Below are 19,843 nucleotides of genomic sequence, written 5' to 3' on the forward strand. Positions count from 1 at the left end.
AAAAACTGCAAAATATTGAAAATGTAGTGATGAGAAAGTAATATTGCGCGCCCCCCGGAGATAATGGCGGGGCCAGATGACCGCCAAAAGAACAATAAAAAAGCCCCAGATGAGGGCTTTTTTTATCTCGGGATCTTTTACCTAGGGACCGCAGGAGAGCGTAGCGCGAGCGTTAAGCCATTTTTGCCCATAGCAGGCCGCTAACTGGCAATGCCTGTGGTCCCCCAATCGATAGTGACGAGGAATTCTATGGGTAGCAGTCTGTATCAGTTGGATGAGTTTAAGGACAATTGCGGTTTTGGTCTGATCGCTCATTTACACGGTGTGGCGAGCCATAAGTTGGTACAGACGGCCATCGAGTCCCTCACCTGTATGACCCACCGAGGCGGTATTGCTGCAGATGGCAAGACTGGCGATGGTTGTGGTTTACTGCTGCAGAAGCCCGATTCCTTCCTGCGCGAGGAGGCTCGCCAGCTTTTTGGGGCGGAGCTTTCTGAGACCTATGCGGTGGGCTCCGTGATGCTGCCGCTGGACGAAGGAGAAGCGCAAGGCGCCCGTCAGATTCTCGAGCGTGAGCTGCAGGGGCAGGGGATGCGCATCGTTGGTTGGCGTACGGTTCCCACCAACCCAGAATGCCTCGGTCCCATCGCCAGGGACTGTCAGCCGCGTTTCGAGCAGCTCCTTATCAATGACGCCGAAAATGCTCAGGGTGAGGCCCGCTTTAATGCGCGCTTGTATGTGGCTAGGCGCAAAGCCGAATTGCAGCTCAGTGGTGATGTCTATATCGCCAGCCTTTCCACCAGTGTGCTCTCTTACAAGGGATTGATGATCCCGGCGGACCTGCCCAAGTTCTTCCCCGAACTGGCCGACCCCCGCCTGGAGACCGCAATTTGTGTTTTCCACCAGCGATTTTCCACCAATACTATGCCCCGCTGGCCCCTGGCACAGCCATTCCGCCTATTGGCACACAATGGCGAAATCAACACCATCACCGGCAACCGCAATTGGTCCGTGGCGCGCACCAACAAGTTTGTCACCGAGCTGATTCCCGAGTTGAATGAGCTGGTGCCGTTGGTGAACCGCGAGGGCTCCGATTCCTCCAGCCTGGATAATATGCTGGAAATGTTGGTGGCGGGCGGAATGGAACTGCACCGCGCGGTGCGTATGCTAGTCCCACCAGCCTGGCAGAATGTCGAGGGTATGGACGCGGATCTGCGTGCTTTTTACGAATATATCTCCATGCATATGGAGCCCTGGGATGGTCCCGCCGGCCTGGTGATGACGGATGGTCGTCACGCCGTATGTACCCTCGACCGCAATGGTTTACGTCCATCCCGCTGGGTGATTACCAAGGACGATATCATCACTGTCGCCTCGGAAGTCGGCGTATACGACTATGCGCCGGAAGATGTGGTCGCCAAGGGGCGACTGGGACCTGGGCAGATGCTCTCTGTGGATACTGTGGAAGGTAAGCTTTACCACACCACCGATATTGACAATATGCTCAAGCGCACCCAGCCCTATAAACGCTGGTTGAAAGACAAGGCGCGCCGTATTCGCTCCACCTTGGTAACGGCCCCTGTCGATAACAACTTTTCTCACCAGCAGTTCAAGGTTTACCAGAAACTGTTCAGCTCTTCCCTGGAAGAGCGCGATAAAGTCGTGCGCCCCATGGCGGAAGCCGGCCAGGAAGCGGTGGGTTCCATGGGGGATGACACGCCGATGGCGGTGTTGTCCCGTTACAACCGTTCTCTCTACGACTACTTCCGCCAGCAGTTTGCCCAGGTGACCAACCCGCCTATTGACCCCCTGCGGGAGACGGTGGTGATGTCCCTAGAAACTTGTTTGGGGCGTGAGAAGTCTGTCTTCGAGGAAACCCCGGAGCACGCCGATCGGGTGATTTTGTCCTCCCCGGTGTTGTCCCATATGAAATACACCGCACTGCTGTCGCTGGATCGCCCGGGCTTCGATGCGGAGATTTTCGACCTGAATTTCGACCCGGTTGAATTGGGTTTACAAGGCGCCATTGAGCGGTTGTGCGCCAAAGTCGAGGCCTCGGTGCGCGCCGGCACCGTGATCGTGGTGCTCTCTGATCGGGATATCCGCCAGGGGCACCTACCGATAGATGCGCTGCTCGCCACCGGAGCTGTGCACCACCACCTTGTGCATGCCGGCCTACGCTGTGACTCCAACGTGGTTGTGGATACGGCCAGTGCGCGGGATGCTCACCAGCTGGCCTGCCTGGTCGGTGTGGGCGCTACCGCAGTGCACCCCTACTTCTCCTACAGCATCATCAATCACCTGATCGATACTGGTGAACTTCTGCTGGATGCGGCAGAGGCGCAAAAGAATTATCGCAACGGCATTATCAAAGGCCTGCTGAAAATTCTGTCAAAAATGGGAATTTCCACGGTGGCTTCCTACCGCGGTGCACTGCTCTTTGAATTGGTTGGCCTCTCCAAAGAAGTGGTTAACCTGTGCTTCCCCGGTGCTCCCACTCGTATCGAGGGCGCGGGCTTTACTGAATTACAGGCGGATATGGCCTCGCGCGCCGATATTGCCTGGAAGGCGCGCAAGCCGGTGTCCCCTGGAGGCTTGCACAAGTATGTGCACGGTACCGAATACCATACCTTTAACCCGGATGTGGTGACGGCCTTGCGCCGTGCCGCCAGCACCGGGGATTATTCCGCCTGGCGTGATTATGCACAGCTGGTCAATCAGCGTCCGGTAGCGACTCTGCGGGATATGCTCGATTTCAAGGAAAACCTCGAACCGGTCGCTCTCGAGGACGTTGAGCCGGTCGAGCAGATTGTGCGCCGCTTTGATTCTGCCGCCATGTCCCTGGGGGCCCTCTCTCCAGAGGCACATGAATCCCTGGCTCAGGCGATGAACCGTCTGGGCGGCCGCTCCAACAGTGGAGAGGGTGGCGAGGACCCGGCGCGTTTTGGTACCGACAAGGTTTCAAAGATCAAGCAGATCGCCTCGGGGCGTTTTGGTGTCACGCCCCATTATCTGGTGAATGCCGAAGTCCTGCAGATCAAGGTGGCTCAGGGCGCCAAGCCCGGTGAGGGCGGGCAGTTGCCCGGCGGCAAGGTAAATGACCTGATCGCGCGGCTGCGCTACTCGGTGCCTGGTGTCACTCTGATTTCACCGCCACCGCACCACGATATCTATTCCATTGAGGATTTGGCCCAGCTGATCTTCGATCTGAAACAGGTCAACCCCGATGCCCTGGTCTCGGTCAAACTGGTGTCCCGCCCCGGTGTCGGCACCATTGCTGCCGGCGTGGCTAAGGCCTATGCCGATCTGATCACCATCTCCGGCTACGACGGCGGCACCGCCGCCAGCCCTATTACTTCCATTCGTTACGCCGGTTCCCCCTGGGAATTGGGTCTGGCGGAGACGCATCAGACCCTGCGCGCCAATGACTTGCGCGGCAAAGTGCGGGTGCAGACCGATGGTGGCCTCAAGACGGGGCTGGATGTGGTGAAAGCGGCGATTCTCGGTGCGGAGAGCTTTGGCTTTGGTACCGCGCCCATGGTAGCGATCGGCTGTAAATACCTACGTATCTGTCACCTGAATAATTGCGCCACAGGCATTGCCACTCAGCGCAAAAATTTGCGCGACGAGCACTATATCGGTACCGCCGAGATGGCGATGAACTTCTTCCGTTTTGTCGCCGAGGAAACCCGCGAGTGGATGGCGCGCCTCGGGGTGCGCACTATGGAAGAGCTGGTCGGTCGCGTTGATTTGTTGCGCGTCCTGGAAGGTGAAACCGATAAGCAGAAGAGATTGGATCTGTCGCCGCTGTTGCACACTGACGCATTGCTCGACAGCAAACCGCAGACGTGCCAGCAGGCCAAGAACGCACCCTGGGATAAGGGGGAGTTGGCCGAGCGTATGGTGGAAGAGATTCTGCCCGCCATAGAAAACCTAAGTGGTGGCGACTTCAGTTATGACGTGACCAACTGCGATCGTTCCCTGGGTGCGCGCCTGTCAGGTGAAATCGCCAAACGCCACGGTAACCAGGGCATGGTCGAGGCCCCGATCAAGCTCCATCTCAAAGGGGTCGCCGGGCAGTCCTTTGGCGTATGGAATGCCGGTGGCCTGGAGATGTACCTCGAGGGGGATGCCAACGATTATGTCGGTAAGGGCATGGCCGGTGGCAAGCTGGTTATTCGCCCGCCACAAGGCAGCGAGTTTGCCTCCCAGGACACCAGTATCGTCGGCAACACCTGCCTGTATGGTGCCACCGGCGGCAAGCTGTTCGCTGCGGGCCGCGCCGGTGAGCGCTTTGCCGTGCGCAACTCCGGCGCCTTCGCCGTGGTCGAGGGGGCCGGCGATCACTGTTGTGAATATATGACCGGCGGTATGGTCGCGGTACTGGGGCGCACAGGCTTCAACTTTGGTGCCGGCATGACCGGCGGTTTTGCCTATGTACTGGATTTGGAGCGCGATTTCTTTGACCGTTGCAATCACGAGCTCATCGAGTTGCGCCGTATCAGCAGCGAGATTTTAGAGCCGCACCAGAGCCACCTGCGCGAGGTGATCGAGGCCTACGCCACGGAGACCGGCAGTGCCTGGGGCGCGGAGCTACTGGATAATTTCGATGATTACCTGAGCCGTTTCTGGCTGGTTAAACCCAAGGCGGCAAGCCTTGCGGATCTTCTTTCTGACGTGCGCAAGCGCGGCGAATAAGGCTGGGGTGGAGAAACAGTATGAAAGACAGACTGAACAACGATTTCCAGTTTATCGATGTGTCCCGTATCGATCCGCCGAAGAAAGACATCATCACGCGCACCAACGAGTTTGTGGAGATCTACCAACCTTTCAGCGAAAACCAGGTAGCGAGCCAAGCGCACCGTTGCTTGGACTGTGGCAATCCCTATTGTGAGTGGAAATGCCCGGTGCACAATTATATTCCCAACTGGCTCAAGTTGATCAGCGAGGGGAACGTGATTGAGGCGGCGGAACTCTGCCATGAAACCAATACGCTGCCGGAAGTCTGCGGGCGCGTGTGTCCCCAGGACCGCCTGTGCGAGGGCGCCTGCACTCTCAATGATGGCTTTGGCGCAGTGACTATAGGCAATGCGGAAAAGTACATTACCGATACGGCTTTTGCCCTGGGCTGGCGCCCGGATCTCAGCCATGTGGAAAAAACCGGTAAAAAGGTCGCTATTGTGGGCGCCGGTCCCGCAGGGTTGGGTTGTGCCGATATTTTGGTGCGCAATGGCGTACAGCCGGTGGTTTTCGACAAGCACCCAGAGATCGGCGGCCTGATCACCTTCGGTATCCCCGAGTTCAAGCTGGAAAAATCGGTGATGGAAAAGCGCCGCGAGGTGTTTGTCGAGATGGGAGTGGAGTTCTGTCTCAATACTGAGGTGGGCAAGGACATCAGTTTTGAGCAGCTGCTCAACGACTACGATGCCGTATTCCTGGGAATGGGCACTTACAACTATATGAAAGGCGGCTTTCCTGGCGAGGACCTGCCCGGCGTCCACGACGCCCTGCCGTTCCTGGTGGCCAACGTCAATCGCAATATGGGTTGGGAAAAGGACCCCGCTGAATTTGTATCGGTGGAGGGGAAGCGCGTAGTGGTACTCGGTGGTGGTGATACCGCCATGGACTGTAATCGCAGCTCTGTCCGCCTGGGGGCGAAAAGCGTGACCTGCGCCTATCGTCGCGACGAGGAAAATATGCCCGGCTCCCGCCGCGAGGTGGTCAACGCCAAAGAAGAGGGCGTGCAATTTCTGTTTAACCGTCAGCCGGTGGAGATTGTCGGCGATGGCAAGGTTTCTGGGGTTAAGGTGGTCACTACACAGCTGGGCGAGCCCGACGAGAACGGCCGCCGCCGCCCGCAAGTGGTACCGGAATCCGAAGAGGTGATCCCGGCGGATATTGTGTTGGTTGCATTCGGTTTTCGTCCAAGCCCGGCGGAGTGGTTTGCCGAGCACAAAATTGAGGTGGCGGACTGGGGCGGCGTGGTTGCCCCGGAAGAGCAGAAATACAAATTCCAGACCTCCAACGAGAAGGTCTTTGCCGGTGGCGATATGGTGCGCGGATCCGACTTGGTGGTGACGGCCATCTGGGAGGGGCGGCAGGCCGGCGAGGGTATTTTGGATTATTTGGATATCTGATCGGCTAAATCATGAATGGGAGGCTTTAAGCCTCCCGTTTTTTTCTTCGTGCGAGTTTGAGTTCGTATCAATGATATTTTTGTCGCTCTGTTTATAGTGGCCCCGCCCCCTGTACAATAGCCGTTTTTTTAGCCCGCTCGGTGTACCCATGTCTGATACCAAACCGTCCGAATTGAAAAACGACCGCTTTCTTCGCGCCCTTTTGCGTCAGCCCGTGGATCGAACGCCTGTGTGGATGATGCGCCAAGCGGGTCGCTATTTACCCGAGTACCGCGCCAGTCGCGCGGAGGCGGGCAGTTTTATGGACTTGTGCCGCAATACTGAACTGGCGTGCGAGGTCACTTTGCAGCCGCTAGAACGCTACCCGCTGGATGCGGCGATCCTGTTCTCGGATATCCTCACAATTCCAGATGCCATGGGATTGGGGCTCTATTTTGCGGAGGGCGAGGGGCCCAAATTCCACAAGCCGCTGCGCAGTGCCGCCGATATTGAGGCCCTGGAAGTGGTCAACAGCGAGCGCGACCTCGACTACGTTATGAACGCCGTTTCCACTATTCGCCGGGAACTGAATGGGCGTGTGCCGTTGATTGGCTTTTCCGGCAGCCCCTGGACTCTGGCTACTTATATGATCGAGGGTGGCTCGAGCAAGGACTTTGCCCGTTGTAAGGAGATGCTCTACAACCGCCCGGAATTGATGCACCAGCTGCTAACGGTGCTGGCCGACTCGGTGACCGATTACCTGAATGCGCAGATTCGCGCCGGCGCTCAAGCGGTACAGATCTTTGATACCTGGGGTGGCGCTTTGAGCCACAGCGCCTATCGCGAGTTCTCCCTGCAGTATATGCAGCGTATTCTCGGCGGTCTGATCAAGGAGGCCGATGGCCGTCGGGTACCCGCGATCCTGTTCACGAAAGGTGGTGGCCAATGGCTGGAAGCTATGGCGGATACCGGTGCCGATGCCCTGGGGCTCGACTGGACCACCGATATCGGCAGCGCCCGCGCACGAGTAGGGGACCGCGTCGCCCTGCAGGGTAACCTGGATCCCTCTGTGCTCTACGCCAGCCCGAAGCGTATTCGCGAGGAAGTAGAGGCGATTTTGAAGTCCTTTGGCCAGGGTAACGGCCACATATTCAACCTCGGTCACGGTATCACCCCGAAAGTCGATCCAGCCCACGCTGGCGCCATGATCGAGGCTGTTGTGGAGCTTTCCGCAAAATATCACGCTTAATTGTGGTGTTTAGTGTCTAAGTCTGTGAATACAGTCGCAGTTTGTCAGGGTGCTCGCCAATATCTGTCCGTGATATAAAGGTGCGCCTGTCTGAGGGGCCCCGGTCGCTGTGCCGGGGCCCGCACTCAGGACGGTCTTCAGGCAATCATCACACTGGTCGGCATCTCTCCAAGTGGCAATCGAACAAGTAAAAATCTCCGTCGGTGATCTACAGCGCGGCATGTTTGTATCCCGGCTCGACAGGCCCTGGACGCGCACCCCATTCGCGTTACAGGGTTTTTATGTTCGCGATTTGGAAGAGATTCGCCAGCTGCAGAAGTATTGCCGTTACGTTTACGTGGATGTACATAAAACGGTGGGCAGCGCCGGTGCCACATTGCGCCGCCTGATTGGCAGTGGCGCGAGCGCCAAGGGGCAGGGACGCACTGTCTCCCGTGTCACCATTCCCTGTCGTCCTGTCGCGGTTACTCATAAGGCCTACCCACCCCCGCAGCCGGCTCAGCGCGAGGCGGGCAATGCGCGCAAGCTACACGGGCAGATACTGCGTGGGATGGGCGAGGTGATGGGGCTGGTAGCGAGTAACCGCCCCCTGCCAGTACAGCCAATGAATCGGGTAGTGGAGGATTTGGTCGAGAGCGTGTTGCGCAGTCCCGATGCTTTTGCCTGGCTGGCTCGGGTGCGCGATAGAGATGAGCACACCTACAGCCACTCGGTGCGCGCCAGTATTTGGGCCGTGTTGTTTGGTCGACATATTGGCCTGGCGCGGCACGAGTTAGTGCAATTGGGGGTGGCCACACTCCTCAAGGACGTGGGGAAACTGGCAATCCCGGCCGAGGTACTGCAAGTGAAGCAGCGCGATCCGCGCGCTGAACTGGAGTACCGCAAGTTTGTACAGCACAGTGTGCAGATGTTGTCCGCAGATGCGCAGGTCGACCCCCAGGTGATCAATATTGTGCGTGGTCACCGCGAGCGCCACGACGGTGGTGGCTATCCCGATGGCTTGCGCGGCGACAAAATTCCTGTGCTGGCACGCATGTGCGGGATAGTGACCTTTTACGATGAGGCGACTAATCCCCGTGGAGCCAGCCAGCCCATTGCTCCCTCCAGGGCAGTTGCGGATCTCTATGACCTTCGCGGCATCGCCTACCAGGAGCAGCTGGTGGTCGAATTTATTCAGGCCATAGGGCTTTACCCCACGGGCACCCAGGTAGAACTTTCCAGTGGAGAGGTGGGGGTTGTGGTGGAACAGACTTATGACCGCCGCCTGCGCCCCAAGGTGATGATCGTGCTCGATGCGCACAAGCGCCAGTTGAGTAAACCGCGCCTATTTGACTTGGCCGCGGCCGAAGATCGCGCTGAAAAGCTGATCCAGAGCGGTAAGATGCGCCCCGAGGAAAAAGTCAGCATTGTGCGGGATATAGAGCCGGGAGCCTATCCCGAGGTCAATACCACAGCCGTGCGGGACAATTATCTATTCAAGAGTGGTGGGCAGCTGTCCCGTTTCTTCTCGCGCCTAGCCAGGTAGGCGGCTTACTGTCTTGAAACAGGGAGCGCCTGGACGAGTGGAAGCGGCGCATTTAGGCCGCTTCCCCAAGAGACTAGCCTTTATCGGCAATTTTATTGCCAAAGTGCTCCCCCATTTGCACAGGGGATTCCGCTTCCAGGCTATCCAGCCAGCGCACTTGGTCAGCACCGAACAGCATGATCACCGTGGAACCTAGTTTAAAGCGCCCCATTTCTTCGCCTTTACGCAAATAGACCGACGCTTTTTCTTGGTAGTCCGTGGTGCGCACTGTGCGAGTGTGCGGGGTCACCTGACCAGCCCATACGGTTTCTATTCCGGCGACGATCATGGCACCGACCAAAATCATGGCCATGGGACCGGCGGCCGTATCGAACACGCATACCAGGCGTTCGTTACGGGCAAAGAGGCGCGGCACATTTTCTGCAGTGACGGTGTTGACCGAAAACAGCTGGCCCGGTACATAGGTCATGCTGCGCAGGGTACCGTCGATCGGCATATGCACCCGGTGATAATCCTTGGGTGACAGGTAAACCGTGGCGAAATGGCCGTCGTTAAACTGCGCCGCTAACTCGGGGTTGCCACCGACCAGCTCCAACAGGCTGTAATCGTGACCTTTGGCCTGGAACACGCGTCCGTTGTGGATTCCGCCCAGCTGGCTGATTGCGCCATCGGCAGGGCAGGCGAGGCTCTGTTCTCCGCTGACAACCGGTCGTACACCTTCCTTAAGCTCGCGGGTAAAAAAATCGTTGAAGGTGCGGTAGGCAGTATAGTCGGTTTCTTTGGCCTCCTGCATATCGACGCCATACTTATCGACAAACCAGCGGGTGAAAGGGTCTTTGATCGACTTGATCGGCGTATTCGCCAGCCAACCGGCTGCGCGGGATAGCGCATGCTGTGGGGTCAGGTATTGCAGTGTGGTAAAGAGTTTCGGGTTCATACAAGTACAACGTTTCTGCTAATGCTTACTGTTCAACGGGCGTACCGGGCAGATTGCCCCATTCGCTCCAGGAGCCGGGATAGGGGCGGATATCAAAGCCCAGGGATTTGCCCACCAGCCAGGTAAAACCGGAACGGTGGTGGCTCTGGCAGTGGGTGACGATTTTGTGCTCACCATCAATGCCCAGTTTGGCCAGAATCTCCCGCGCATCGGTGCGGATACGCAGGTCGCGTTGTGGGTCCATCAGCTGGGTCCACTCGCAGTTAATGGCACCGGGAATATGGCCACCCTTCATCGCCAATACTCGTTCACCACAATATTCCTGGGGGGAACGGGCATCCCAGATGAGGAAATCGGGGTTGCCCAATTGCTCCTGAATCTGCTGGGCATTCATGGCGGCATTGGTATCGATGGAGATTTCAATCTCACTTGGAGTGGCCCGTGACTCTTCAGTGGTCACTGGCAGGCCGGCACCGCGCCAGGCGTGCATACCGCCGTTCAGGTAGCTGTAGTTGCGGTGGCCAATACTCTCTAAGGTCCACAGGAAACGCCCGGCCCAGCCACCGCCCTCATCATCGCAGGCCACCACATGGGTTTCCGCATGCAAACCAATAGCGCGAAAGACACGAGTGAGCTGTTCCAGATCTGGCAGTTTACCCGGTGCCGGTGAGGTACCCGCCATCAGTGCCTGAAAAGGCAGGTGCAGAGCGCCGGGAATATGGCCATTGAGGTAGTTTTGGCTGGAGCTGAGGTCGATAACCAGTAGTTCCTCGTGCTCCAGCTCGGCGGCGAGTTCTTCCGCCTCGATAATCAGGTTCAAAATTTGTTCTCCGATTCCAGGCTGTTGCGCAGGTGCAGAAAGCTGTTCATGCGGCGCTCACTGATGTCGCCATTGGCCAGTGCCTCGTGAATGGCACAGCCGGGCTCGCCCTGGTGGCGGCAGTCGCGAAAGCGGCAGTGGCCGATAAAAGGGCGAAACTCCACGAATCCCTCCAAAAGCGCGGCCTCCTCCATGTGCCAAAGGCCAAACTCACGGATGCCGGGGGAGTCTATCAGATCACCGCCACTGGGCAGGTGAAACAGTTCCGCCGCGGTGGTGGTGTGGGTGCCTTTGAGCGTCGCCTCGGATAGGGCGCCTGTACGCGCCCCGGCGCTGGGCAGCAGGGCGTTTACCAGAGATGACTTGCCCACGCCGGACTGCCCCACAAAAACGCTACTGCCTTTTGCTAGGGTTTGGAGCAGATGCGGCAGGCCCTCACCGGTTTTGGTGGAGAGGCGCAGCACCGGGTAGCCGAGATCGGGATAGGGCGTGAGTAGCGCCTCGAGCGCTTCGCGGTTGCCGTCGTCGATCAGGTCGATTTTGTTCAGTAGCAGGATCGGCGCTATGCCGGTGGTTTCAGCGGCGACCAGATAGCGGTCGATAGCATTGGCGAAGGGCTCCGGGTAGGGTGCAATAACGATGACGATACGATCGATATTGGCCGCGACAGTTTTCAGGTCTCCGTAGCGGTCCGGGCGCTGTAGTTCCGAGCTGCGCGGCAAACGCGCTCCCACAACCCCGTAGCCACCATCGCTGTCACTGGTGGCCGGGTGCCAGGCGACACGGTCACCTGTCACCAGGGTGTCTATATTGGCGCGCAGGTGGCAGCGCTGGCGCAAGGAGGCATCACTCTCACTCTCTACCAGAATTTGGGTGCCGTAATTGGCAATGACCAAACCGGTCTGCTCCTGACCCAGCTGGCCATCGTCGAGAACCTGCTCTGCGGACTCTTCGCGTTTGCGTGCTCGCGCCTCGCGCTCCTGCTGGATTTTGGTCACTCGCCACTGCTGGCGGCGGTTCAATTTGCGTTTACTCATGCACAGACACCTGGAGATTAGCGGCGGATTATAGCCATTGCCGGGTAGTTGCGGTAACTTGCGCGGAAAGTTTGAGGAGACCCGCTGTGGATCAGAACAACCTGATCTGGATTGATCTGGAAATGACCGGCCTCGATCCAGAAAAAGAGCGCATTATCGAGATTGCGACAGTCGTGACCGATTCCCGGCTCAATATCCTCGCTGAGGGCCCGGCCTTGGTGGTGCATCAGAGTAATGAGTTGCTCGATGCCATGGATGACTGGAACACCGAACAGCACGGTGGTTCGGGTCTGGTCGCAAAAGTGAAGGAATCGGTCATCTCTGAGCGGGAGGCGGAGCGGGAGACTCTGGAGTTTTTGCGCCATTGGGTACCCGAAGGGGCCTCGCCGATGTGCGGTAACTCTATCGGTCAGGACCGCCGTTTCCTAGTCAAATATATGCCGTACCTGGAAGCCTACTTTCACTATCGCAATCTGGATGTGAGCTCGGTAAAGGAATTGGCCAGGCGCTGGCGACCGGATGTATTGGATGGAGTGAAAAAGCACAGTAGCCATCTGGCCCTCGACGATATTCGCGATTCCATCGAAGAACTGCGCCACTATCGTGAGACCTTTTTTCGCCTCAGTTGAGGGCCCGATTCCTCCTCTGCTGGTGAGGGGCTACTGGGTTGCACGCTTGATTTTACGCTTGCGTTTGCGTCCACTGCGCAGTCTCGCCAGGGCCCAGTCGATGTGCTCCTGCACCAGAGGTGTTGCCGTTTGCCGTGCCTGCTCCAGGGTTTCGAAAACCTTGGCGCCGGCCTCGCCGTTGCCGAGGCCTACTGCCAGATTGCGCTGCCAGCGCTCGTAGCCGATGCGGCGAATGGGCGAGCCCTCAGTCTTGCGCAGAAACTCTTCCTCGCTCCAATGAAACAGCGCTAGCAGATCGCCGCTATCGAGGCCATGGCGCGGGTGGAAATCCTGCTCAGCGGTAGGTTTGGCAAATTTATTCCAGGGACAGATTGTCTGACAGTCGTCGCAGCCGAATACGCGGTTTCCGATGGGCTCGCGGAACTCCTCTGGAATGGGCCCCTTGTTTTCGATGGTCAGGTAGGAAATACAGCGGCCCGCATCCAGGGTGCGCGGGCCGATAAAGGCATCGGTCGGGCAGACTTTGAGGCAGGCCACACAGTCGCCACACTCGTCGGCAAAATCACCCTTGTCCACCGGTAGAGCCAGGTTGGTGTATATCTCACCGAGAAAAAAGAAGGAGCCGGCCTTGGAATTGATCAGCAGGCAGTTTTTGCCCACCCAGCCCAGGCCGGCCTTGCGCGCCAGGGCACGCTCCATTACCGGAGCGCTGTCGGTGAAGGCGCGCCCCTTGGATTCGATACCGCGCTCTGCACAGAAAGCGTCAATTTTCTTGGCCAGGGCGGCTAGGCGCTTACGGATTAACTTGTGGTAATCGCGCCCATTGGCGTAGCGTGAGACATAGGCTTTGCTGGAATCTTTAAGTATTTTGATCGGCTGGGTGTCCGGTGGCAGGTAGTCGAGGCGTACGCTGATGGCGCGCAGGGTGCCTTCTTCCAGCAGCTCCGGCCGCCAGCGCTTTGCCCCGTGAGCCCCCATCCACTCCATGTCTGCGTGGTAGCCTTTATCGATCCAGGCGCGCAGGCGCTCGCCGTCCTCCTCCAGCTGGCAGTCGGTGATCCCGACCTGCTGAAAACCCAGTTCTCGCCCCCAGAGTTTGATCAGGTCAGCTAATTCGGCGAGCAGTGATTCGGTCATAGATAAAGCGGCTCGATATCCCATGCAAGCACATTGACTGGCCGGGGCGGTATACTTTGCCGTCAGCAAGTGATGGCGATGCAATCGTCCATTTTGCCACAGATGACATCTTCACCATATTGCGGGAGCCGCATGGATACGCCACAACCTTTGTACAGTGCCGAATCGGTACGGGAACTCGACCGACAAACCATCGCAGCACTGGGAATTCCCTCTATTCAGTTGATGAAGCGCGCCGCCCGTGCGGCCTTTGCGCACCTGCACAGGCGCTGGGGCGATATCGGTCGCATCCAGGTTTTTTGTGGTGGTGGCAATAATGGCGGCGACGGCTATGTAATCGCGGCCCTGGCTGCGCAGAAGAAAATCCCCGTCACGGTTTTTGCCTGTGTCGACCCAGTGCAGTTGAAGGGCGATGCGCGTGAGGCCCATGCGTACGCGTGCCGGGAAGGGGTACAGGTGCTGAACTCTCTCACCGAGCTGGACAGTGCGGATGGGGACACCCTGATCGTGGATGCGCTGCTGGGAACGGGATTTAGCGGTGAGCTGCGCCCGGATGTAGGTCATGCTATTGAACGAATTCGGAAAAGCCCCGGTCCCGTTTTCTCTGTGGATATTCCCTCGGGCTTGAATGCCGATAGTGGCTGTGCCGAGCTGGCGGTTCAGGCGGACATGACGGTGACTTTTATCGGGCGCAAGCTGGGGCTCTATTGTGGGCGCGGCCCGGCCCTTTGCGGTGAGGTGATTTTTGCAGATTTGGGTGCGCCGGTATCAGTTCAGCAGGCACTGCAGCCTCTGGCGCAGCGTTATTCGGCTACCAGTATTAAGCGCCTGTCAGCCCGTCCTGTGGACAGTTTCAAAAATCTATTCGGGCATATCCTGGTCGTGGGCGGCGATAACGGCTTTGGTGGCGCGGTGTTAATGGCTGCGCAATCTTCCGCGCGCTGTGGCGCCGGCTTGATATCTCTGGCAACCCGTCCTGAGCACCTCACCGCTGCTCTGACCCGCTGCCCGGAAGTAATGGCACACTCGGTGATTTCCGGTCAGGAGCTGGAACCGCTGCTCGAGGGACCGGATGTCATTGCGGTGGGCCCAGGCCTGGGGCGTTCCCCTTGGAGCGAGCAGTTGTTGGCTCGGGCCGGTCGCGCGCAGGTGCCGCTGGTGGTGGATGCCGATGCGCTGAATATCCTCGCCGGTGGGCGGGTGCTCGCAGGAGTAAAGCGTGATGACTGGGTACTGACCCCACATGTGGGCGAGGCAGCGCGCCTGCTTGGTTGCGACACTAAGGAAGTGCTGTCCGATCCCCGCGCCGCGGCGATGGCAGTTCAGCAGAAATTCAGTGGGGTGGTGATACTTAAAGGCGCGGGTACCCTGGTTGCCCACGATGGCGGTGTCGACCTGATTAACAGCGGCAATCCGGGTATGGCGTCCGGGGGTATGGGCGACCTGCTTACCGGGATAGTTGCGGCGCTGATCGGTCAGCACTTGCCACTGGTGGAAGCCGCGCGCCTAGCGGTTTGGCTGCACGGCGAAGCGGGGAATCGCGCCGCGGAAGAGGGGCTGCGCGGTTTGTTGGCTACTGATTTATTGCCCTGGATTCGACGATTGGTGGACTGATGGCGAGTGAACTGAAACTGTATTTAAGGGACGAAGAAGCGACGGTGGCCAGCGGTGAAGCGCTGGGTCGCGCCTGCCTGGCCAGTGGCCTACAACGGGGCCTAACCCTCTACTTGAATGGCCAGCTGGGTGCCGGCAAGACTACGTTTTGTCGGGGTGTGTTAAGGGCTTTTGGGCACCAGGGTGCGGTGAAGAGTCCCACTTACACACTGGTGGAACCCTACGAGCTCGGTACGCAACGGGTTTATCATTTTGACCTCTACCGCCTAGGCGATGCCGAGGAATTGGAATTTATGGGGGTGCGGGATTATTTTGCCGCGCACAGCCTGAGCCTGGTGGAGTGGCCCGAGCGAGGCGTCGGCGTATTGCCAGAGCCAGATCTGCAGTTGGATTTGGGCGTCCCGGATAGCGGTCGCCAGCTTTTGCTGGAAGCGCACTCCAAACAGGGCAGTGCGGTGATCCACACGCTGGTAAAGATGTTGCAAAAGTAGCGGATAGACCTGAATTCAGGGAAGCGGGATAAAAAAGTGAAAGGGTTGGGAAGTGATGAGTAGGATGTGGTGCTCGCTGGTGGCCTGGGGGTTCGGGCTGGCAATCATACTGCCCCTGAAGGCGGCGGAAGTGGAGGGGGTGCGCCTGTGGCGTGCACCAGACCACACGCGCTTGGTTTTTGACTTGAGTGGTCCGGCGGAGCACAAACTGTTTACCCTGAGCAGCCCGCACCGGGTTGTGGTGGATATTGCCGATACCAAGTTGCAAGCACAGCTGAGCGAACTGGACCTTAAGGATACGCCTATTGCCCAGGTGCGCCACGCCCGCCACAACAAGAAAGACCTGCGAGTGGTGCTCGACCTCAAACAGCAAATCAATCCGCGCAGTTTCGCCTTGCGCCGCCACGAGCTGCTGCCGGACCGCCTTGTGCTCGACCTCTATGACAAGACTGAGAGCAAGGAGAAAACCCTACAGGAGGTGAGCACCGAGCGGGATATCGTGATCGCTGTAAATGCTGGTCACGGCGGGGAAGACCCGGGGGCCCTGGGCCCCGGGGGACTGCGGGAGAAGGATGTCGTACTGGCGATTGCGCGCAAACTGCAAAGGGCGCTTGAGCGCGAGCGGGGCTTCAGCGCGAAGCTCGTGAGAACTGGCGATTACTTCATTCCCCTACGGCAGAGGGTAAAGAAAGGGCGCAAAATGCGTGCGGATCTGTATGTTTCGGTTCACGCCGATGCCTTTACGCGCAAGGAAGCTCGCGGGGCCGGTGTCTATGCGGTTTCCTCCCGCGGCGCCACCAGTGAAACTGCGCGCTTTTTGGCTCAGCGGGAAAACGAGTCTGACCTGATCGGCGGTGTCGGAGATCTGAGCTTGGATGACAAGGACGACACCCTCGCCGGGGTACTTCTGGATCTATCGATGACCGCCACGATGAATGCCAGCCTGGATATTGGTGCCAGTGTATTAAGCTCGCTGGGGAGTTTTACCCACCTGCATAAAAAGAAAGTGGAGCAGGCTAACTTCTCGGAGCTGCGCAACCCGGATGTGCCCTCAATTCTGGTGGAGACTGGCTTTATCACCAACCCCTACGAATCCCGACGGTTGAGCGACCCCAAATTTCAGCAACGTATGGCAGAAAAACTCAGCGAAGGTATAGTGGCCTACTTCAGCAGCCGCCCCCCTGCGGGTACCTGGCTGGCGGCCAATCAGCACACCAAGTCGCGGCGCCATGTGATCGCCCGTGGTGAGACCCTGTCCGGGATCGCCGCGCGGTATAATATCTCCGTGGCAGCCTTGATGAGCGCCAACGGGATTAAAAACTCTGTCATTCGAGTGGGTCAGACCCTAAGCATCCCCTCGGGATAACCCTCAAGTTTTACTGCCTTCCAGGCCGGTCATATCAGCGTTAACAGGCCAGAATCATGCACGAACGTATCCAGCAATTATCGCCCCGTCTCGCCAACCAGATTGCCGCCGGTGAGGTGGTCGAACGGCCTGCCTCGGTTGTCAAGGAGTTGCTGGAAAACAGTCTCGATGCTGGTGCTACGCGCCTGGAAGTGGATATCGACAACGGCGGTATCAAGCGCATGAAGGTGCACGATAACGGCAAGGGAATCGAGCGCGAAGATCTACCAATGGCCCTGGCACGCCATGCCACCTCCAAAATACACGCGCTGGAAGATCTGGAGGCGGTGGCCACTCTAGGATTTCGCGGCGAGGCGTTGGCCAGTATTTCCTCGGTGGCGCGCCTGTCTCTTACAAGTAGCCGCGATGAGAGTGGCAAGGGCTGGCAGGTGAGTGCCGAGGGCCGCGATATGCAGGCGCAGTTGGCCCCGGCCGCCCATCCCCGCGGCACCACCGTGGATGTGCGCGACCTCTTCTTTAACACGCCCGCAAGGCGCAAATTCCTGCGCACCGAAAAGACCGAATTTAACCGTATCGACGACACCATTAAACGTCTGGCACTGTCTAGATTCGATGTCTCCATCAGCCTGCGCCACAATGGCAAGGGGGTGCACAACCTGCGTGCGGGCAGCGGTCGTGTAGAGATGGAGCGCCGCGTGGCCCAGGTATGCGGTCCGGCGTTTATGCAAAATGCCCTGCATATTGATGTGGAGCGCAGCGGATTGCGTCTGTGGGGCTGGGTGGCTGAGCCGGCATTCTCGCGCTCCCAGGCCGACTTACAGTTTTTCTATGTCAATGGCCGTGCCATTCGCGACAAGGTCGTGAGCCACGCGGTGCGTCGCGCCTATGCCGATGTGTTGTATCACGGCCGCCATCCGGCGTTTGTTCTTTACCTGGAGCTGGACCCGGCGTCTGTGGATGTGAATGTGCACCCCACCAAGCACGAGGTGCGCTTCCGCGATGGCCGTCTGGTGCACGACTTCTTGTTTGGCAGTTTGCACCGTGCTCTGGCGGACGTGCGCCCAGGGCAGCGGGAAGAGGGCACCTCGGAGGTAGATACAGGAGAGGCTGAGACGGGAGAGCGGGCAAGTGGTATTCAGACGGGTGAGTTTGCCGGCCAACACAAAATGCCGCTCAGCAACCGCCCCTCCCCGGCGAACCTTCAGCAGCAGATGAATACTTACGGCGCTCTTCACCAGCCCTACCGTGAACCGGCGGGGATTGCCGAGCCCACCGGATCGCTGGTTGAGGCCTATGTTGCGGCTCCAGTTGCCCCTTCAATGCCCGCAGCCAGCGGGGAAGACATACCGCCGCTGGGTTTCGCTATGGCCCAACTACACGGTATTTATATCCTCGCGCAAAATGCGCTGGGCATGATTGTAGTGGACATGCACGCGGCCCATGAGCGCATTGTTTATGAACAGATGAAGGTGGCTCATGCCGCCGGTGGTATTCAGGCTCAGCCCCTTTTAGTGCCGGTAAGCCTGGCCGTGAGTCAGCGCGAAGCGGACTGTTTTGAAGAGCGCAGCGAGGTGTTTACTGCGCTCGGCTTTGTGCTGCAGCGCGCGGGGCCGGAAACCCTACTGGTGCGCCAGGTGCCCACTATGTTGCACGGCGCTCAGGTGGAGCAGCTGGTGCGCGATGTGCTGTCGGACCTGCTCGGACAGGGTGATAGTGAGCGTATCGGTGAGCGTATCAACGAAGTGCTCGGCACCATGGCCTGTCACGGTTCAGTCCGAGCCAACCGCCGCCTGACGGTGCCGGAAATGAATGCGCTGCTGCGGGATATGGAGCGCACCGAACGCAGCGGCCAGTGCAATCATGGCCGCCCGACCTGGACCCAGGTTAAACTGGCGGATATGGATAAGTGGTTTATGCGCGGCCAGTAACCGCGCCGTGGAAGTAGGTGGTGATTTGAGCGAGAGCACGCCGGGCGGCAAACCCCGCGCAATTTTTCTGATGGGCCCCACGGCATCGGGTAAAACAGATTTGGCCATGGCGCTGGCGGATCGTCTGCCGGTGGAGTTGATCAGCGTAGATTCGGCTCTGGTCTACCGCGGCCTCGATCTGGGATCGGCCAAACCGAGTGCGCAGGAGTTGGCCCGTTATCCTCACCGGCTGATCGATATTTGCGACCCCAGTGAGTTTTATTCCGCCGGTCGTTTTCGCAAAGAGGCCCTGGCGGCTATGGACGAAATCAGCGCAAACGGTAAGATCCCTTTACTGGTTGGCGGAACTATGTTGTATTTCCGCTCTCTCCTGGAGGGAATGGCAAAATTGCCAGCGGCCGATGCACAGCTACGCGCCGATATCGAGGCGCGTGCCGAGCGCGAGGGCTGGCCCGCCCTGCACGCGGAGCTGTCACAGGTGGATCCGGAGTTGGCGGCGGAGCTGCATCCCAATCACTCGGTGCGTATCGAGCGGGGGCTGGAGGTCTACCGGCTGACTGGTGTGCCTCTGTCGCAGTTGCGGCGCGAGCAGGCTGGGGGCGGGGTACAGGAACGCTATCAGCTAAATCAGTTTGCGATAATGCCCCAGGATAGATCACTGCTGCACCAGCGTATTGAGCTGCGTTTCCAGCGTATGCTCGAGGCCGGGTTTGTACAGGAGGTACGCGGTTTGTACGAACGTGGAGACCTGCATGAAGACCTGCCGGCGATCCGCGCGGTGGGCTATCGTCAAGTCTGGCAGTACCTGGATGGGCGCTGTCACTATGATGAGATGGTTGCCGCGGGCATTGCCGCGACACGACAGCTGGCCAAGCGGCAGCTGACGTGGTTGCGGCGCTGGCCGGAGCTGGAAATTTTGCACACTCAGGACAGTGCGGGCGGGGTGCGGGAGAATGACGAAATATTGGCGGAAGCCTTGAAATTTCTCGCTTGA

The 19,843-nt window shown here is 58.7% G+C and carries 14 protein-coding genes; 10 read left to right on the plus strand and 4 right to left on the minus strand.

The window, feature by feature from the left end; all coding sequences use genetic code 11:
• Positions 1 to 249: 249 nt before the first annotated feature.
• From gltB to Q1A69_RS02605, 4 genes are all read left to right on the plus strand, one after another.
• A complete protein-coding gene (gltB, locus tag Q1A69_RS02590; protein WP_299580661.1) occupies positions 250 to 4,698 on the plus strand; it encodes a glutamate synthase large subunit in 4,449 nt (1,482 codons plus the stop codon).
• Positions 4,699 to 4,718: 20 nt separating this feature from the next.
• A complete protein-coding gene (locus Q1A69_RS02595) occupies positions 4,719 to 6,137 on the plus strand; it encodes an FAD-dependent oxidoreductase (protein WP_299580665.1) in 1,419 nt (472 codons plus the stop codon).
• Positions 6,138 to 6,285: 148 nt separating this feature from the next.
• Positions 6,286 to 7,365, plus strand: a complete 1,080-nt coding sequence (gene hemE, locus Q1A69_RS02600) for a uroporphyrinogen decarboxylase (protein ID WP_299580668.1) — start codon at positions 6,286 to 6,288, stop codon at positions 7,363 to 7,365.
• A 172-nt stretch (positions 7,366 to 7,537) separates the two neighbouring features.
• Positions 7,538 to 8,890, plus strand: coding sequence for an HD-GYP domain-containing protein (locus Q1A69_RS02605; RefSeq protein ID WP_299580671.1), 1,353 nt, complete (start codon positions 7,538 to 7,540; stop codon positions 8,888 to 8,890).
• Between the two features lie 73 nt (positions 8,891 to 8,963).
• Here Q1A69_RS02605 and asd read toward each other — a convergent pair whose 3' ends face one another.
• From asd to rsgA, 3 genes are read right to left on the minus strand one after another with little or no spacing between them, the layout of a single operon-like run.
• Positions 8,964 to 9,827, minus strand: coding sequence for an archaetidylserine decarboxylase (asd, locus tag Q1A69_RS02610; RefSeq protein ID WP_299580674.1), 864 nt, complete (start codon positions 9,825 to 9,827; stop codon positions 8,964 to 8,966).
• Between the two features lie 25 nt (positions 9,828 to 9,852).
• Complete coding sequence (locus tag Q1A69_RS02615; RefSeq protein WP_299580676.1) at positions 9,853 to 10,647, minus strand: rhodanese-like domain-containing protein; 795 nt, start codon at positions 10,645 to 10,647, stop codon at positions 9,853 to 9,855.
• The gene (rsgA, locus tag Q1A69_RS02620) at positions 10,644 to 11,684 is read right to left on the minus strand and encodes a small ribosomal subunit biogenesis GTPase RsgA (RefSeq protein ID WP_299580678.1); all 1,041 of its coding nucleotides are present in this window, start codon (positions 11,682 to 11,684) and stop codon (positions 10,644 to 10,646) included. Before rsgA ends, Q1A69_RS02615 begins: the two co-directional genes overlap by 4 nt.
• Positions 11,685 to 11,770: 86 nt before the next feature.
• Here rsgA and orn point away from each other — a divergent pair, with 86 nt between their 5' ends.
• A complete protein-coding gene (gene orn, locus Q1A69_RS02625; RefSeq protein WP_299580681.1) occupies positions 11,771 to 12,313 on the plus strand; it encodes an oligoribonuclease in 543 nt (180 codons plus the stop codon).
• A gap of 30 nt (positions 12,314 to 12,343) precedes the next feature.
• On the opposite strand, the gene queG is transcribed toward orn, so the two are convergent.
• Positions 12,344 to 13,450, minus strand: coding sequence for a tRNA epoxyqueuosine(34) reductase QueG (gene queG, locus Q1A69_RS02630; protein WP_299580684.1), 1,107 nt, complete (start codon positions 13,448 to 13,450; stop codon positions 12,344 to 12,346).
• A gap of 132 nt (positions 13,451 to 13,582) precedes the next feature.
• Here queG and Q1A69_RS02635 point away from each other — a divergent pair, with 132 nt between their 5' ends.
• From Q1A69_RS02635 to miaA, 5 genes are all read left to right on the plus strand, one after another.
• Positions 13,583 to 15,064, plus strand: a complete 1,482-nt coding sequence (locus Q1A69_RS02635; protein ID WP_299580687.1) for an NAD(P)H-hydrate dehydratase — start codon at positions 13,583 to 13,585, stop codon at positions 15,062 to 15,064.
• Positions 15,064 to 15,555, plus strand: a complete 492-nt coding sequence (gene tsaE, locus Q1A69_RS02640; protein ID WP_299580690.1) for a tRNA (adenosine(37)-N6)-threonylcarbamoyltransferase complex ATPase subunit type 1 TsaE — start codon at positions 15,064 to 15,066, stop codon at positions 15,553 to 15,555. Before Q1A69_RS02635 ends, tsaE begins: the two co-directional genes overlap by 1 nt.
• A gap of 55 nt (positions 15,556 to 15,610) precedes the next feature.
• Positions 15,611 to 16,921, plus strand: a complete 1,311-nt coding sequence (locus tag Q1A69_RS02645; RefSeq protein ID WP_299580693.1) for an N-acetylmuramoyl-L-alanine amidase — start codon at positions 15,611 to 15,613, stop codon at positions 16,919 to 16,921.
• A gap of 56 nt (positions 16,922 to 16,977) precedes the next feature.
• Positions 16,978 to 18,849 (plus strand): DNA mismatch repair endonuclease MutL, encoded by a 1,872-nt coding sequence (mutL, locus tag Q1A69_RS02650; RefSeq protein WP_299580696.1) that lies wholly within the window; start codon positions 16,978 to 16,980, stop codon positions 18,847 to 18,849.
• A gap of 70 nt (positions 18,850 to 18,919) precedes the next feature.
• Positions 18,920 to 19,843 (plus strand): tRNA (adenosine(37)-N6)-dimethylallyltransferase MiaA, encoded by a 924-nt coding sequence (gene miaA / locus Q1A69_RS02655; RefSeq protein ID WP_299580819.1) that lies wholly within the window; start codon positions 18,920 to 18,922, stop codon positions 19,841 to 19,843.

Origin of the sequence: uncultured Microbulbifer sp. (assembly GCF_947498635.1) — a bacterium.
Lineage (GTDB): Bacteria > Pseudomonadota > Gammaproteobacteria > Pseudomonadales > Cellvibrionaceae > Microbulbifer > Microbulbifer echini.

Excerpts from the sequence above, each read along its gene's own strand:
- hemE (WP_299580668.1), top strand. The coding sequence starts at position 6,286 with ATGTCTGATACCAAACCGTCCGAATTGAAAAACGACCGCTTTCTTCGC.
- tsaE (WP_299580690.1), top strand. The coding sequence starts at position 15,064 with ATGGCGAGTGAACTGAAACTGTATTTAAGGGACGAAGAAGCGACGGTG.
- miaA (WP_299580819.1), top strand. The coding sequence starts at position 18,920 with ATGGGCCCCACGGCATCGGGTAAAACAGATTTGGCCATGGCGCTGGCG.
- asd (WP_299580674.1), bottom strand. The coding sequence starts at position 9,827 with ATGAACCCGAAACTCTTTACCACACTGCAATACCTGACCCCACAGCAT.
- Q1A69_RS02595 (WP_299580665.1), top strand. The coding sequence starts at position 4,719 with ATGAAAGACAGACTGAACAACGATTTCCAGTTTATCGATGTGTCCCGT.
- gltB (WP_299580661.1), top strand. The coding sequence starts at position 250 with ATGGGTAGCAGTCTGTATCAGTTGGATGAGTTTAAGGACAATTGCGGT.
- queG (WP_299580684.1), bottom strand. The coding sequence starts at position 13,450 with ATGACCGAATCACTGCTCGCCGAATTAGCTGACCTGATCAAACTCTGG.
- mutL (WP_299580696.1), top strand. The coding sequence starts at position 16,978 with ATGCACGAACGTATCCAGCAATTATCGCCCCGTCTCGCCAACCAGATT.
- Q1A69_RS02635 (WP_299580687.1), top strand. The coding sequence starts at position 13,583 with ATGGATACGCCACAACCTTTGTACAGTGCCGAATCGGTACGGGAACTC.
- rsgA (WP_299580678.1), bottom strand. The coding sequence starts at position 11,684 with ATGAGTAAACGCAAATTGAACCGCCGCCAGCAGTGGCGAGTGACCAAA.
- Q1A69_RS02645 (WP_299580693.1), top strand. The coding sequence starts at position 15,611 with ATGAGTAGGATGTGGTGCTCGCTGGTGGCCTGGGGGTTCGGGCTGGCA.